The organism is Nocardiopsis sp. L17-MgMaSL7, assembly GCF_003182025.1.
GTDB lineage: Bacteria > Actinomycetota > Actinomycetes > Streptosporangiales > Streptosporangiaceae > Nocardiopsis > Nocardiopsis prasina.
On sequence record NZ_QGTF01000001.1, the window covers coordinates 191,246 to 206,539 of the forward strand.

The 15,294-nt window shown below is 70.8% G+C and carries 14 protein-coding genes; 8 read left to right on the top strand and 6 right to left on the bottom strand.

Annotated elements, in window-relative coordinates:
• Window positions 1-108: 108 nt before the first annotated feature.
• The 3 genes from BDW27_RS00855 to hrcA are packed head-to-tail and all read right to left on the bottom strand — an operon-like array spanning window position 109 to window position 3,009.
• Window positions 109-852 carry a 16S rRNA (uracil(1498)-N(3))-methyltransferase gene (locus BDW27_RS00855; protein WP_110047815.1) on the bottom strand — a complete coding sequence of 248 codons (744 nt, stop codon included), beginning with the start codon at window positions 850-852 and terminating at the stop codon, window positions 109-111.
• Window positions 849-1,991 carry a molecular chaperone DnaJ gene (gene dnaJ / locus BDW27_RS00860; protein ID WP_017546304.1) on the bottom strand — a complete coding sequence of 381 codons (1,143 nt, stop codon included), beginning with the start codon at window positions 1,989-1,991 and terminating at the stop codon, window positions 849-851. The genes BDW27_RS00855 and dnaJ overlap by 4 nt, the downstream gene beginning before the upstream one ends.
• 4 nt (window positions 1,992-1,995) lie before the next feature.
• Complete coding sequence (gene hrcA, locus BDW27_RS00865) at window positions 1,996-3,009, bottom strand: heat-inducible transcriptional repressor HrcA (RefSeq protein ID WP_017546305.1); 1,014 nt, start codon at window positions 3,007-3,009, stop codon at window positions 1,996-1,998.
• A 178-nt stretch (window positions 3,010-3,187) separates the two neighbouring features.
• On the opposite strand from hrcA, the gene BDW27_RS00870 reads away from it, so the two are divergent.
• Window positions 3,188-4,027 carry a DUF3097 domain-containing protein gene (locus tag BDW27_RS00870; protein ID WP_110047816.1) on the top strand — a complete coding sequence of 280 codons (840 nt, stop codon included), beginning with the start codon at window positions 3,188-3,190 and terminating at the stop codon, window positions 4,025-4,027.
• Window positions 4,028-4,208: 181 nt separating this feature from the next.
• On the opposite strand, the gene BDW27_RS27040 is transcribed toward BDW27_RS00870, so the two are convergent.
• Window positions 4,209-5,432, bottom strand: a complete 1,224-nt coding sequence (locus BDW27_RS27040) for a hypothetical protein (RefSeq protein WP_146223235.1) — start codon at window positions 5,430-5,432, stop codon at window positions 4,209-4,211.
• On the opposite strand from BDW27_RS27040, the gene BDW27_RS00875 reads away from it, so the two are divergent.
• Both BDW27_RS00875 and BDW27_RS00880 read left to right on the top strand, forming a co-directional pair.
• Complete coding sequence (locus BDW27_RS00875) at window positions 5,421-5,750, top strand: DUF4870 domain-containing protein (RefSeq protein ID WP_026129564.1); 330 nt, start codon at window positions 5,421-5,423, stop codon at window positions 5,748-5,750. The genes BDW27_RS27040 and BDW27_RS00875 overlap by 12 nt on opposite strands.
• Before the next feature lie 30 nt (window positions 5,751-5,780).
• Window positions 5,781-6,389 carry a DUF4870 domain-containing protein gene (locus BDW27_RS00880; protein WP_110047817.1) on the top strand — a complete coding sequence of 203 codons (609 nt, stop codon included), beginning with the start codon at window positions 5,781-5,783 and terminating at the stop codon, window positions 6,387-6,389.
• A 63-nt stretch (window positions 6,390-6,452) separates the two neighbouring features.
• Here BDW27_RS00880 and hemW read toward each other — a convergent pair whose 3' ends face one another.
• Window positions 6,453-7,685: a radical SAM family heme chaperone HemW gene (hemW, locus tag BDW27_RS00885; protein ID WP_110047818.1), complete on the bottom strand. Its 1,233-nt coding sequence runs from the start codon at window positions 7,683-7,685 to the stop codon at window positions 6,453-6,455.
• A 77-nt stretch (window positions 7,686-7,762) separates the two neighbouring features.
• The gene (locus BDW27_RS00890; protein WP_110047819.1) at window positions 7,763-8,854 is read right to left on the bottom strand and encodes a LacI family DNA-binding transcriptional regulator; all 1,092 of its coding nucleotides are present in this window, start codon (window positions 8,852-8,854) and stop codon (window positions 7,763-7,765) included.
• A 96-nt stretch (window positions 8,855-8,950) separates the two neighbouring features.
• Here BDW27_RS00890 and BDW27_RS00895 point away from each other — a divergent pair, with 96 nt between their 5' ends.
• The 5 genes from BDW27_RS00895 (at window position 8,951) to BDW27_RS00915 (ending at window position 15,236) form a co-directional block, all read left to right on the top strand.
• Window positions 8,951-10,552, top strand: coding sequence for a glycoside hydrolase family 13 protein (locus BDW27_RS00895; protein ID WP_110047820.1), 1,602 nt, complete (start codon window positions 8,951-8,953; stop codon window positions 10,550-10,552).
• Window positions 10,553-10,989: 437 nt separating this feature from the next.
• Window positions 10,990-11,268 (top strand): hypothetical protein, encoded by a 279-nt coding sequence (locus BDW27_RS00900; protein WP_110047821.1) that lies wholly within the window; start codon window positions 10,990-10,992, stop codon window positions 11,266-11,268.
• 199 nt (window positions 11,269-11,467) lie between these two features.
• Window positions 11,468-12,715 carry an extracellular solute-binding protein gene (locus BDW27_RS00905; RefSeq protein ID WP_110047822.1) on the top strand — a complete coding sequence of 416 codons (1,248 nt, stop codon included), beginning with the start codon at window positions 11,468-11,470 and terminating at the stop codon, window positions 12,713-12,715.
• A gap of 2 nt (window positions 12,716-12,717) precedes the next feature.
• Window positions 12,718-14,334 carry an ABC transporter permease subunit gene (locus tag BDW27_RS00910; protein ID WP_110047823.1) on the top strand — a complete coding sequence of 539 codons (1,617 nt, stop codon included), beginning with the start codon at window positions 12,718-12,720 and terminating at the stop codon, window positions 14,332-14,334.
• Window positions 14,331-15,236: a sugar ABC transporter permease gene (locus tag BDW27_RS00915; RefSeq protein WP_049574259.1), complete on the top strand. Its 906-nt coding sequence runs from the start codon at window positions 14,331-14,333 to the stop codon at window positions 15,234-15,236. The genes BDW27_RS00910 and BDW27_RS00915 overlap by 4 nt, the downstream gene beginning before the upstream one ends.
• Window positions 15,237-15,294 lie beyond the last annotated feature (58 nt).

Below are 15,294 nucleotides of genomic sequence, written 5' to 3' on the forward strand. Positions count from 1 at the left end.
ATGACGAAGGGCCCGTGGAGGATTCCACGGGCCCTTCGTCATACCTCTGTGCGTGTGTCCGGCCACCGGGTCACGGTCGCCGGGGACGGACCCCCGGCTCGCGTCCGCTCACCAGCGTCCCGTACGGGCCTGGAGCACGGACAGGGCCGCGACCCCGGCGGTGGAGGTGCGCAGGACCGAGGGGCCCAGCAGGGCCCGGACCGCTCCGGCCGCGTCGAAGGCGGCCAGTTCGGTCTCGGAGATCCCGCCCTCGGGGCCGACCACCAGGACGAGCCCCGCACCGTGGGGTTCCTCCGGCAGTGGGAGCTCCGAGAGTCGAAGCGCCCCCTCCTCGTGCAGGACCACGGCCAGCTCCGCCTCGGCGAGCAGGGCGGCCACGCCCTTGCGGTCCAGCGGCTCGGTGACCTCGGGCGTCCGGGCCCGGCGGGCCTGTTTGGCCGCCTCCCTGGCGCTCGCCCGCCACTTGGCCAGGGCCTTGGCGCCCCGATCACCCTTCCACTGTGTGACACAGCGCTCGGCTGACCAGGGCACGACGGCGTCGACCCCGGCCTCGGTCATCATCTCCACCGCGAGCTCGCCCCGGTCCCGTTTGGGCAGGGCCTGCACCACGGTGATGCGGGGTCGCGGCTCGGGTTCGCTCCTGCGTTCCAGCACACGGCAGACGAGCGTGTCCTTGCCGAGGACCTCGTCGACCTCACAGCGCGCACGAAGGCCGAGACCGTCGGAAAGGTCGACGGTCTCTCCCTCGCCGATACGTCGGACCGCCACGGCGTGACGTCCCTCCGGGCCGTCCAGTCGGATCCGGTCGCCCGCCAGAGCGGCGGTCCCGACCAGGAAGACCGGCGGGGTCACTTGGCTCCGAAGGCGTCGCGGATCTTGGAGAAGAACCCACCGTGCCCGGGGCTGAAGCGGCCCGGATTCTGGTCCTCCCCACGCAGCTCCGCGAACTTGCGCAGCAGGGCTTCCTGCTCCTCGTCCAGCTTGCCCGGGGTCTCCACGTCCACACGGATGCGCAGGTCTCCCCGGCCGCCGCCGTCGAGGTGGGTGACGCCCTTGCCTGGCAGGGTGATGACGTGGCCCGAGTTGGTCCCCGGACGCAGGTCGATGTTCTCGGTTCCGTCGAGGGTGTCGAACGCGCACGAGGCACCCAGCGCGGCCGCCGTCATGGGGACGGTGATGGTGCAGTGCAGGTCGTCGCCGCGACGCTCGAAGGTCGGGTGCGGCTTCTGGACGATCTCCAGGATGATGTCGCCGCGCGGTCCGCCGTTGGGGCCGACCTCGCCCTCGCCCGCGAGCTGGATGCGGGTGCCGTCGTCGACACCGGCGGGGATCTTCACGGTGCGGGTGACCTTCTCCCGAACCCGGCCCTCACCCGCGCAGTCGCCGCAGGGGTTGGTGATGACCGAGCCCTGGCCCGAGCACTGCGGGCAGGGGCGCGAGGTCATGACCTGACCGAGGAAGGAGCGCGTGACCTGGGAGACCTCGCCCTGGCCGTGGCACATGTCGCAGGTGGTCCGGTGCGAACCGGCCGCCGTGCCCTCGCCCTGGCAGGTCTCACACAGGATCGCGGTCGGGAAGGTGATCTCCCGGCTGACTCCGAAGGCGGTCTCGACGAGGTCGAGCTCGATGCGGATCTTGATGCTGCGTCCGCGCCGGACCCGTTCCCGGGGGCCGCGGCCGCCGGGCTGTCCTCCGCCGAAGAAGGCGTTCATGATGTCGTCGAAGGCGAACCCGCCCGCGTTGCCGAAACCTCCGGCACCGCCACCGCCGCCGGGGGCGAAGGGGTCCTGACCCATGTCGAACATCCGACGCTTGTTCTCGTCGGAGAGGACCTCGTAGGCCTGGGTCACTTCCTTGAAGCGCTCCTGGGTCGCGGGGTCCGGGTTGATGTCCGGGTGGAGCTCGCGCGCGAGCCGCCGGTACGCCTTCTTGATCTCGTCCTTGGACGCGTCGCGACGCACCCCGAGAACCTGGTAATAGTCTCTGGCCACTGAGTTACTGTCCTGCCAAAATCTGTCCGACATACCGGGCCACCGCACGGACGGCGCCCATCGTCCCTGGGTAGTCCATACGGGTCGGGCCCACCACTCCGATCTTGGCCAGCGACTGGTTTCCCACGCCGTAGTCAGCCGACACGATGGAAGTGGATCGAAGGCCCTCGTGGAAGTTCTCCGCGCCGATGCGCACTGTGAGCATGGAGGGGTCCTTGGCCTCACCGAGCAGTCGGATGAGGACCATGTTCTCTTCCAGTGCTTCGAGCACCTCGCGCAGGCTGGCCGCGAAGTCGACCGCGGCCAGGTTGGCGGTTCCCGCCAGAACGATCTTCTCCTCGTGTCTTTCCACGAGGCTCTCCAGCAGGATGGAGAGGACCGCGACCGCGACGGGCCGGTCCTCCGGTGCGACCTGGGCGGGCAGGTCCTCCACCGCGTCCGGCACGTCACCGAGGTGTCTGCCCGCGATGGCGCGGTTGAGCATGTTGCGCAGGTCGTCCACCACGGTCTCGCTGACCGATCCCAGCCCGTCGATGACGCGCTGTTCGACCCGGCCGGTGTTGGTGATGACGACCATCATGATGCGCTGGCCGCCGAGCGGCACCAGTTCCACGTGCTGGACCGACGAGCGGGTCAGCGACGGGTACTGGACGATCGCGACCTGCCGGGTGAGCTGCGCGAGCAGCCGCACCGTGCGGGCGACGATCTCGTCGAGGTCCACGGCACCGCCGAGGAAGGACTCGATGGCACGCCGTTCGGCCGCCGAGAGCGGCTTGACGGAGGAGAGCCGGTCCACGAAGAGCCGGTACCCCTTGTCGGTGGGCACCCGTCCCGCACTGGTGTGGGGTTGGGTGATGTAGCCGTCCTCCTCGAGGGCGACCATGTCGTTGCGAATGGTCGCCGAGGAGACACCAAGGGGGTGACGGTCCGCCAACGCCCGGGAACCCACGGGTTCGTTGGTGTTGACGAAGTCCTCGACGACCGCACGCAGGACCGCGAGCTTGCGCTCATCCAGCAACTCGCCACCTCCTGGCACTCCAAGGTCCTCAGTGCTAATTCTATGCCCGGCCGCAAACCCGCACGGCTACCCGCACGCAGTAACACGTGGACGGGGGTCGCTTCTTCCTTCTCGGATCCGCGACGTGCGCCACCCGCCAACGGGCGTCCGGGGTCCGTCACCAGTAGACTGCACCACCGTGGTTACCAAGGGAACCGGCCGTTACGGCCGCGACGTTCTGGCGGGAGACTGGCGGCGACCGAAGAAGGGCACGGTTCGCGAGATACCCCTCAGCCGTGACCTGGTCGTGGAGGACGCCGACGAGACCTTCTGCGGGGCCGTGGTGTCCTGGGACAAGGCCGCGGTGACCCTGGAGGACCGGGACGGGCGCCGCAGGGTGTTCGAGCTGGGCCAGGCCGCCTTCCTCGTGGACGGTGAACCGGTGACACTGGTGCGTCCGACGGAGGCCCCCAAGGGTCCTCTGCGCAGCGCCTCGGGGTCGATCGCGGTGACCGACGCGCGGGCCCGCACGGCCCGCGAGAGCCGGATCTACGTCGAGGGTGCCCACGACGCCGAACTGGTCGAGAAGGTCTGGGGCCACGACCTCCGCGTGGAGGGGGTGGCCGTCGAGTTCCTGGAGGGGGTCGACGACCTTCCCGCGGTGGTGGCGGAGTTCGAGCCGGGTCCGGGGCGCCGTCTGGGGGTCCTGGTGGACCACCTGGTGCCGGGGTCCAAGGAGAGCCGGATCGCCGAGCGCGCCCGTGGCGCGGACGTGCTCGTGGTCGGCCATCCCTACGTGGACGTGTGGCAGGCGGTGCGTCCGAGCGCGGTGGGGATCGGGGCCTGGCCCGAGATCCCTCGGGGGCTGCCCTGGAAGGAGGGCGTCGTGGACGCTCTCGGCTGGCGGATGGAGACGGGTGAGGCCTGGCGCCGCATCCTGGGCTCAGTCCGTGGCTACGGGGACCTCGAACCCTCCCTGCTGGGGCGGGTGGAGGAGCTCATCGACTTCGTCACGGGAACGCACACCGCGGAACACTAGGATTGTCACGATCACGTGGTCTGATGGATCCCCCGGGACACCGCTCCCCCGTTTCCGTCGGGCGACACGGCCTCCGGCCCTCCGCGGTCGTCGGTACGGCCCGAGTCCTTCGGGCAGACAGCAAGCGCCCCCAACAGCGGAGTCAAGGAAGAGCATGAGCGAGACCCCGTCCAGTCATCCGTCACCGGACGACCCGCAGGGACAGCGGCAACCGCCGCAGGAGCCCGCACAGCAGAGCGGCGCGCAGCCCGGTTGGGGCCAGCCCGACGCGCAGGCCCACGGTCAGCAGCAGAGCGGGGCTCAGCCCGCCTGGGGGCAGCCCGCCGGAGGCCAGCCGCAGGGGCCTGAGCAGCCCGGCCACCCCCCGCAGGCGCAGGCCTACGGCCAGCCCCAACCGTCTCAGGCGCAGCCGAGCGGTGCGCAGCCTGGATGGGGTCACGGCACGGGCGGCCAGCCCCAGGCACCCCAGCAGACCAGCGGCGCACAGCCCGCATGGGGAGTACCCGGCGGCGACCCGCAACAGGCCCAGCCCGGATGGGGCCAGCCCGGGGCACAGGCCCCGCAGCCCCAGGCCTACAGCCAGCCCCAGCCAGCACAGCCACCCCAGGCACAGACCGGCTGGGGACCCGACACCGGCGGCCAGCCCCAGGCACCCCAGCAGACCAGCGGCGCACAGCCCGCATGGGGAGTACCCGGCGGCGACCCGCAGCAGCCCCAGCCCGGATGGGGCCAGCCCGGAGCACAGGCCCCGCAGCCGCAGACCTACGGCCAGCCCCAACCGGCACAGCCACCCCAGGCACAGCCCGGCTGGGGACCCGACACCGGCGGTCAGCCGCAGGCGCCCCAGCAGACCAGCGGCGCACAGCCCGCATGGGGACAGCCGCAGGAACAGGCGCAGGCGTACGGCCCACCGCCGACCGGTGCTCAGCCCGGTGGGAACCAGCCTGGGGCGCAGGCCCCGCAGCCCCAGAGCTACGGCCAGCCCCAACAGGCCCAGCCCGGTTGGGAGCAGTCGACGGCCAGCGAGCCGCAGCAGCCGCACTGGGGCCAGCCCGCGGGACAGGCGTACGGCCAGCCGCAGCAGAGCGGCGCGCAGCCGACCTGGGGCCAGCCTGCCGGTGGCCAGCCGCAGCCGCAGCAGCCGGCCTGGGGCCAGCCGGAGGCGCAGGCCCAGCAGAGCGGCGCACAGCCCGCCTGGGGTCAGCCAGCCGCTGACCAGGCTCAGGCCGGCTACGCCCCCCAGGGGTACGGCCAGCCGCAGTTCCAGCAGGCCCAGCCCGTGCAGGCGCAGCCCCAGGCCGGTTACGGGGAGCAGTTCCAGCAGCCCCAGCAGGTCTACGGTCAGCAGCCGGTCCAGCAGCCCGCCGGTGGCGGCAACGACGTACTCGTCGCCATGCTCGCGCACCTGTCCGGATTCGTGATCGCCTTCCTCGGCTGGATCCCGCCGCTGGCCATCTACTTCGCCAAGCGCAACCAGTCACCGTTCATCCGGCACCACGCGTCCGAAGCGGCGAACTTCCAGATCACTATGCTGATCCCGTACATCTTCGCTGGCGTGGCATTCTTCGGCTTGGGTATCTTTTTCCCCAGCCTGTCCTGGATCGGCTACCTTCTCATCGCCCTCGTGTGGATCATCTCCATCGTCTTCGGCGTTCTGGGAGCCTCCGGAGCCAACAGGGGAGCCTGGTCCCGCTACCCCGTGAGCATCCGGCTCCTGAAGTAGTCACCCGCGCCCACACACCAAGGAACCACCATGTCCTATCCGAACAACCCGAACCCCCACGACCCCTACGGTCAGGGTGAGTCCGGGGGCTACCCGCCCCCTCCCGGCTACCCGCAGCAGGGTGGTGTCCCCGGTGGTCCTCCCGTTCCGTACAACGGTCCGCAGAGCGGCGGTTACCCGCCGCCCCAGGGCGGCTACCAGCAGCCCGGCGGCTACCCCCAGGGCGGCTACCAGCAGCCCGGTGGTTACCCGCCTCCCCACGGCGGTCAGTACGGCGGCTACCAGCAGCCCGGTGCCCAGGGCTACGGTGCCTACGTGCCGACCCCGGAGGAGCGCAGCTCGGCGAAGCTCGCCCACATCGGCGGCGGCTTCCTCGGCTGGCTGCTGCCGCTCATCGTGTACATCACGAAGAAGGACGAGTCGCCGTACGTCCGCGACCAGGCCGCCCGGGCGCTCAGCTTCCAGCTGGTGATGCTGATCGGCTACGTCATCTCCGGCATCCTGGCCTGGCTGCTCATCGGCATCCTGACCTGGATCGGCCTGGTCATCTTCTCGATCGTCTCCGGTTTCCGCGCGGCGTCGGCGGTGGACCGGGGCGAGTGGGCCCGCTACCCGATGGACGTCACCTGGGTGAAGTAACCCGACGTTCCACGCGTGAAGGAGGGGCCCGGCTTCGTGCCGGGCCCCTCCTTCGTGTGTGCCTCAGGTGAGGTCGCGGACGACGGCGTCCGCGAGTAGGCGGCCCCGCCTGGTCAGCGCGGCGCGTCCCCCGGAGTGGGCCACGGGGTCCAGGAGCCCCTCCTTCACCAGGCGTTCGGCGGCGGCCAGGCCCGGGGCATCCAGGAGTTCCAGCGGGCAGCCGCCGTCCACACGCAGTTCCAACAGGACCCGCTCGAATCTGCGCTCGGCCTCGGTGAGCACCTCTCGGGCGTGGGCCGGGCTGTCCCCGGCGGCCAGGCGGGCCGCGTAGGCGGCGGGGTGCTTGACGTTCCACCAGCGGGTCCCGCCCACGTGGCTGTGCGCACCCGGGCCGATCCCCCACCAGTGTCCGCCGGTCCAGTAGAGCATGTTGTGTGCGCTGCGCCCCTCGGTGCTGCGGGCCCAGTTGGACACCTCGTAGGGGGTGTACCCGGCCCTGGCCAGGGCCTCGTCCGCCATGAGGTAGCGGTCGGCCATGGCGTCGTCGTCGGGTTCGGTGAGTTCTCCCCTGCGGACGCGGGCGGCCAGACGGGTTCCGTCCTCCACGATCAGGGAGTAGGCGGAGACGTGGTCGGGCCCGGCACCGATGGCGGCGTCCAGGGAGGCCGCCCAGTCCTCGTCGCTCTCCCCCGGTGTGCCGTAGATGAGGTCGAGGTTGACGTGCTCGAACCCGGCCTGGCGGGCCCAGGTCACGCACTGTTCGGGGCGGCCCGGGGTGTGGCCGCGCTCCAGGACGCGCAGGACGTGGGGGCGGGCGCTCTGCATGCCGAAGGACACCCGGGTGAACCCGGCCTCCCTGAGGCGGGCGAGGTAGTCCGGGTCGACCGTCTCCGGGTTGGCCTCGGTGGTGATCTCCGCGTCGGGGGTGAGTCCGAAGCGGTCGCGGATCTCACCGAGGACGAGTCCGAGGTCCTCGGGTGAGAGCAGGGTGGGTGTGCCGCCGCCCACGAACACGGTGCTGACCGGCGGGCGTTCGCCGGTCAGCACCTGGTCGGCCAGGGCGACCTCGCCCGCCGCCTGCCCGGCGTAGGTCTCCCGGGAGGCCGTGGCGGTTCCGTCCCGTGAGACGAGTTCGTCGGCGGTGTAGGTGTTGAAGTCGCAGTAGCCGCAGCGGGTGACGCAGAAGGGCACGTGGACGTAGAACCCGAGCGGGCGCTCGCCGAGTTCGGCGAGGGAGGTCTCGGGGAGTTCCCCGGTCCGGGGCACGGGTTCGCCGTCGAGGGCTACGGATGGCATGTCTCCAGTGTCACCGACCCGACGACGTGCCCTGACACTCACCGTGCTCCGGGTGGCCCGTCCGGGGAGGCCCGGGATCAGACTCCTTGGGTGGCGTCCTGCGGGTCCCTGCGCAGTGAGGAGGGGACGTCCAGGTGGCTCTGCGCGGACGAGCCGGGCAGGGACGCCGCGGGGGCGGCCGCCGTGGAGCCGCGCACGACCAGCTCGGGGTCGAAGACGTACTCGGCGTGCGAGACGGGGTGACCGGCGATCTCGTCGCACAGGGCCCGCACGGCGGCCATGGCCATCGCGTTGACGGGCTGGCGGACGGTGGTCAGCGGCGGGTCCGTGAAGGCGATGAGCTGGGAGTCGTCGTAGCCGACCACGGAGAAGTCCTGGGGTACGCGCAGTCCGTGCTGGCGGGCGGCGCGGATGGCGCCCAGGGCCATGATGTCGGAGCCGCAGACCATGGCGGTGACGCCGCGTTCGATGAGTCTGCCCGCGGCGGCGTGCCCGCCCTCCACACCGAAGAGGGAGAGCTGGACGAGGTCGTCGCCGTCCAGGCCGTGCTCGGCGAGGGCCTGGTGGTAGCCCTCCAGTTTGCGGCGGACCGGGACGTAGCGCTCGGGTCCGCTGGTGAAGCCGATGCGGGTGTGGCCGAGGGCGACGAGGTGGTTGACGGCCAGGCGTCCGGCCTCGCGGTCGTCGGCGGAGATGAAGGCCGCCGGGACGGACTCCGTGTAGCCGTTGACCAGCACGATCGGCAGCCGCCGGGAGACCAGGGCCTGGTAGCGCTCGTGCGAGGCGGTGGTGTCGGCGTGCTTTCCGGAGACGAAGAGGATGCCGGAGACGTTGCGCTCCAGGAGGAGTTCCACGTACTCGTCCTCTGATATCCCGCCGGGGGTCTGGGTGCACAGCACGGGCGTGTACCCGCGCTGCGCCAGGGCGCCTTCGGCCGCCTGGGCGAACATCGGGAAGACCGGGTTCTCCAACTCGGGGATGACCATGCCGACCAGTCCGGCGGAGCGCTGGCGCAGCCGGGCGGGGCGTTCGTATCCGAGCACGTCGAGCGCGGTGAGAACGGCCTTGCGCGTGTCGCTGCCGACGCCGGGCTTGTCGTTGAGCACCCGCGAGACGGTGGCCTCGCTGACGCCTGCGTGCCGTGCGATGTCGGCAAGTCGTGGACCCATGCGGGCAACTCTAGTCGAGAATCCTGACACAGGGACGAAAGTTGGCGGTAATCTTGCGCAAGAACTTGCAGCCATGATCCGGAAGGACCCCCACAGATGAAGGACCAGTCTCACTGGTGGCGCGAGGCGGCCATCTACCAGATCTACGTGCGCAGCTTCGCCGATTCCAACGGGGACGGCGAGGGCGACCTCACCGGCATCCGCGAGCGCCTCCCCCAGCTGGCCGAGCTCGGCGTGGACGCGATCTGGCTGACCCCCTTCTACGTCTCGCCGCTGGCCGACGGCGGCTACGACGTCGCCGACTACCGCGACGTCGACCCCCGGTTCGGCACCCTGGAGGACTTCGACGCCCTCCTGTCCACCGCCCACGAACTGGGCATCCGCATGATCATCGACGTGGTCCCCAACCACTCCTCCTCCGCGCACCGCTGGTTCCGCGAGGCCGTGGCCGCCGAACCGGGCAGCGCCGCGCGTTCGCGGTACGTCTTCCGTGACGGCCGGGGGGCGGACGGCGAGGAGCCGCCCAACAACTGGAAGTCGATCTTCGGCGGCCCGGCCTGGACCCGACTCAAGACCGCCGACGGCACCCCCGAGCAGTGGTACCTGCACCTGTTCGACCCCGAGCAGCCGGACTTCGACTGGAGCAACCAGGAGGTCCACGACGAGTTCGACGACGTCCTGCGCTTCTGGCTGGACCGCGGGGTGGACGGGTTCCGGATCGACGTGGCGCACGGCATGGTCAAGGACCCGGCGCTGCCCGACATCGACCCCGACGCCAAGGCGGACCTGCTCGACGGCAGCACCTCGCTGCCCTACTTCGACCAGGACGGCGTCCACGACATCTACCGCCGCTGGTCGCGTATCGCCGCCGGGTACCCGGGCGACCGGACCCTGGTGGCCGAGGCCTGGGTGGAGGACGCCGAGCGGGTGGCGCGCTACCTGCGCCCGGACGAGCTGCACCAGGCGTTCAACTTCGAGTACCTCACCGCGCCGTGGGACGCCGGGCGCCTGCGCGAGGTGATCGACGGTTCCCTGGCCGCCAACGGCGCCGTCGGGGCGACGACCACGTGGGTGCTGTCCAACCACGACGTCACCCGGCACGTGACCCGCTTCGGTGGTGGCGACCAGGGGCTGCGGCGTGCGCGCGCGGCCACCCTGCTGATGCTGGGCCTGCCCGGTTCAGTGTACCTGTACCAGGGCGAGGAGCTGGGCCTGCCGGAGGTCACCGACCTCCCGGAGGAGTCGCTCCAGGACCCCACCTGGGAGCGTTCGGGCCGCACCGAGCGGGGCCGCGACGGATGCCGCGTGCCGCTGCCGTGGGAGGGCGACGCCGCCCCGTACGGGTTCGGCCCCGACGGCAGCACGCCGTGGCTGCCGGTCCCCGAGGTGTGGGCGGAGCTGGCCCGCGCCTGTCAGCGCGGTGTGGAGGGTTCGACCCTGGAGCTGTACACCGCCGCCCTCGGTCTGCGCCGTGAGCTGGAGGCCCTGGGCGACGGCTCGATGAGCTGGCTCGACTCCCCCGAGGGCGTCCTGTACTTCGAGCGCGAGCCCGGTGTGCGGGTGGCGGTCAACCTGAGCGGTGACGCCGTCGAGCTGCCTGCCTCCGGTGAGGTCCTGGTGGCCAGCGGCCCCGGCGCCGAACTGGCCGACGGCGCGCTGTCCCTGCCCGCCGAGACCTCGGCGTGGCTGCGCGTCTGACCGGTCCGTGAGCCCCCGGGTGCCGGACGGTGCGAGCGCCGTCCGGCACCCGCCTCCACGCGGTCCGCCTTCACATCACCTTCCACGGGGGCCGCCCGCTCGCCGGGGTCCCGCCGGAGGCGGGGTCTGTCGTCCCGTCGGGCCCGTCCGCCGACGACGCCGACCTGTTCTCCGCAGGCGCCCTGGACGCCCTGACCCACGATGGCCGCGCGTACGGGTGCCCCACCCGACCGAGAAGCCGGCGCCGTCCCGCAACACCCGCCTGCTCGGGAGCCCCGGTTCGTCGGAGGCGATAGCGGAGACCGGCACGGACGTGGTGGGCTCGGGTGCGGCGGCCCGGGTACTGAGGGTCCGGGTGAGCGATGAGGGCGACGCCCAGCACATCCACCCGTTCTTCTCCTCGGTCGGCGGATACCTGTTCTGGGAGGACGCCTCGGGTGACCCCGACCCCGCGAACCCGGGCGTGGCCGCGCGTTCCCGCGCCGGACGCGGCGCTGGAGACGGTGGCCGCCCAGGACCCGGACCCGGCGGCCTTCCAACGCGCGGGCGAGGGTGCCCTTCCGACGCCCGCCATTCCCGGGACGGAGGCGGCGTGGAGCCCGTTCTCGCAGGCCAGCGCGGACCACATCGGCGGAGGGAACCCGGCCGACGCGCTGGCCGAGGCCGAACGGCTGATCCTGGAGGCCTCCGCGGAGCGCAACACCGACCCGGAGTGAGCACGGAGCCACTCCCCGCACCGGCCGCCCCCTTCGTTTCCGTGGTGTTTCCACATCTTTATCCCGGGCGCCTGCAAAGACTTTCAAAGCCTGCAAGTTATTGCTAACGTCACATCACCACGCATGCCCGCAACGGACCCGGTCCCCCCGGTGACCCGCATGCGCCCCACCTCCGCAGTCCTCCCGGAAGGAAGACACCATGAGATCCCGCAGCGCTTCAGCGGCCGCCGGTATCGCCGCGATCGCCCTGGTGGCGACCGCATGCAGCAGCGACGGTCCGGACGGTGGCGACGAGGGAGCCGCCGAGGGCACCCTCGTCATCTGGTCCGACCCCGAACGCGCCGACGCCATCCAGAGCGCGGCCACCGAGTTCGCCGAGGCCAACGGTATCGAGGTGGACGTCCAGGGACTGGCCTTCGACGACATCCAGGGCGACCTCCTCAACGCCCACCAGGCGGGCAACGCCCCCGACGTCTTCATCGGGGCGCACGACTGGACCGGCAACCTGGTCCGCAACGGCGCGGTCTCCCCGGTCGAGCTCACCGGAGACCAGGCCGGGGCCGTGGACGAGACCGCCGTCGAGGCACTCTCCTACGACGGGCAACTCTTCGGTGTCCCGTACTCCCAGGAGAACATCTTCCTGATGCGCAACACGGCGCTGGTCCCCGACGCCCCGGAGACCTTCGAGGAGCTCGTCGAGGTCGGCGGTGAACTCAAGGACGCGGGTGAAACCAGCGAGGTCCTGGCGATGGCGATCGGTCAGGAGGGCGAGCCCTTCCGGATGAACGCCCTGTTCACCTCGGCGGGCGGCTACCTCTTCGGGCAGGACGAGACCGGCACCTGGGACCCCGCCGACCTCGGCGTGGGGTCGGACGAGTCCGTCGCCGCCATGGAGAGGATCGCCGAGTACGGGGAGGACGGAGAGGGCGTGCTGCGCCGCTCCATCGACACCGAGAACGACGCCAACCTCTTCTACGAGGAGGAGGCACCCTTCTTCATCGCCGGGCCGTGGAACATCGGTGACGCCAACGACGCGGGCATCGACTTCGGGATCAGCCCCATCCCCGGCTTCGAGGGCGAGGCCCCGGCCAGCCCCTACATCGGCTACCACGCCTTCTTCGTCACCGAAGGCAGCTCCAACAGCGCCCTGGCCCAGGAGTTCGTGACCAACTACGTCACCTCCACCGACTTCATTCTCAGCCTCTACGACGCCGACCCGCGCACCCCCGTGCAGAGCGAGGCGCTGGAGGCCGTCTCCGCGGACGACGCCAACATCGCCGCGATCGCCGAGGCCGGCGCCGAGGGCATGCCGATGCCCTCAATCCCCGAGATGGGCGAGACCTGGGACCCGCTGGGCCAGGCTCAGGCCCAGGCCATCGCGGGCGGGGACGTCCGCGAGGCCATGGAGGCCGCCCACGACACCATCGCCGAGCAGATCGGCCAGTAGAGGTGGCAGCTTCCAGCCGCGACGGCGCGGGCCCGTCCTCCCCCGGGACGCCCGCCCGTCCACCGCTGCCCGGGGGCCGGTTCGCCGCCAACGGGTCGATCGTCGGCCAGCTCGTCAGGATCGCCCTGCTCGGCGTGTTCACCGCCTTCGGCGTGTGGGCGGTCCTGCCGTTGTACGTGGCGGGCAACTGGTGGGGCATCGGCCTGGTCGCCTTGGTGGTCGGCCTGGTCTACTACGTCTACCTGTCCAAACGCACCGTCCCGGCGAAGTACCTGGTCCCGGGTGTGGTGTTCCTCCTGGCGTTCCAGATCCTGCCGGTGCTCTACACGATGAGCACCTCGGTGACCAACCTCAGCGACGGCCACCGGGGCGACAAGGACCGGGCGATCGCGGCCATCGAGGCATTCTCGGTCACCCGCGACCCCGACTCCCCCGAGTACGTGCTCACTGTCGCCACCACGGGAGACCCCGACACCGGTGAGCTGGCCTTCCTGCTCACCGACGCCGAGGGCCACGCCCACGTGGGCACCGCGGACGGTCTGAGCGACCTCGGCGGCGCCGACGTCGACGCGGCCGGGAAGGTCACCGGCGCGTTCGGGTACACGATCCTGACGCCCGCCGAGGTGAACGCGCGCAGCGACGAACTCCAGGAGTTCGCGGTCCCCACCGACGACGGATCGGGCATCCGCTCCAGCGGGCTGTCCAGCGCGTTCGAGGGCAGCGCCGTCCGGGTCTACGACCAGGGTTGCGACTGCGTCACCGACTCCGAGAGCGGTGAGGTCTACACGGCCGACAACGAACGCGGCGCGTTCCACAACGAGGACGGACAGCGGCTGGCCCAGGGCTGGCAGGTCAACGTCGGTCTCGACAACTTCGCGCGCTTCCTGCTCAACCCGACCTTCGCCAGCTCGTTCTTCGGCATCCTGCTGTGGAACCTGGTGTTCGCGGTGTCCGTCACCGGGCTGGTGTTCGTGGTGGGGCTGGGGATCGCCCTGACCCTGCACGTGCCGAGGATGCGCGGCAAGGTGCTCTACCGCGTCCTGGTGATCCTGCCCTACGCCATGAGTTCGCTGGCCATGTTCCTGCTGTGGCGGGACATGTTCAACACCGACTTCGGCCTCTTCAACCGGATGCTCGGGCTCCAGATCGACTGGCTGGGCGACGTGTGGACCGCCCGGGCCGCCGTCATCCTCGCCAACGTGTGGCTGGGGTACCCGTACATGTTCCTGGTGGCCACCGGAGCGTTGCAGGCGATCCCGCGCGAGCTCGGGCAGGCCGCGCAGATCGACGGAGCGGGACCGTGGCAGGCCTTCCGGCACGTCACTCTGCCGCTGCTGATGGTCGCCATGACCCCGATCCTCATCGCCACGTTCGCGTTCAACTTCAACAACTTCAACGCGGTGTGGCTGATCACCAGGGGCGGGCCGTTCTCGCCGGACAACCCGACGGCGGGCGGCACGGACCTGCTCATCACCTACACCTACCGGCTGGCCTTCAACGAGGCCACGGCACAGTACGGGTACGCGGCGGCGCTTTCGGTGATGATCTTCCTCATCGTCTCCGTGATCTCCGTGGTCAGCCTGAGTCGGAGCAAGGCCCTCAAGGAGGTGGACCGATGACGGTCGGCGTTCCCGATGCGGTACGCGCGCCCCACACGCGCAGCGGAGCCACCCGGTTCGCGCTGTGGGCCCGACGTCTGGGGTGGCGGCACGCGGTCATGGTGGTGGTCGTGGCCTTCGCGATCTTCCCCGTGCTGTTCGTGGTCTCGGCCGCCCTCAACCCCGTCGGCACCCTGAGCAGCGCGCAGCTGTGGCCGACCGGGGCGAGCCTGGACAACGCCCGGGACCTGTTCCGGAACACGCCGTTCACCACCTGGTACGCGAACTCGCTGTTCTTCGCGACCACCAACGCGGCGGTGACGGTGCTGCTCTCCGCGCTGGCGGCCTACGCCTTCAGCCGGATGCGGTTCAAGGGGCGCAGGGTGGGACTGATCGGCCTCCTCATCATCCAGATGTTCCCGCAGTTCCTGGCGATCGTCGCCATCTACCTGATGTTCTCCAACATCGGTGAGCTGTACCCGGCGATCGGCTTCGACACCCGGTGGGGTCTGCTGCTGGTGTACCTGGGCGGTGCGCTGAGCATCAACACGTGGCTGATGAAGGGCTTCTTCGACACGGTGCCGAAGGAACTGGACGAGTCGGCTCAGATCGACGGCGCCACCCACGCGCAGGTGTTCTTCCGGATCATGCTCCCGCTGGTGACCCCGGTGCTGGCGATCGTGGCGCTGCTGGTGTTCATCTCCACCATCAACGAGTTCCTGATGGCCAGCGTGTTCCTGAGGGACACGGACGCCAAGACGCTGGGCCTGGGGCTGTACCAACTGGTCGCCTCGCAGCGCAACGCCAACTTCGGGATGTTCGCGGTGGGCGCGCTGATGCTGTCCCTGCCCACGCTGATCGTGTTCTGGTTCCTCCAGCGCTACATCAGCGACGGGCTCACCGCCGGGGCGGTGAAGGGGTAGCTGGTTCCGGTCCGCCAGGGCCCGGGGCACACTCCGTGCGCTCGCACGGCACACGAGG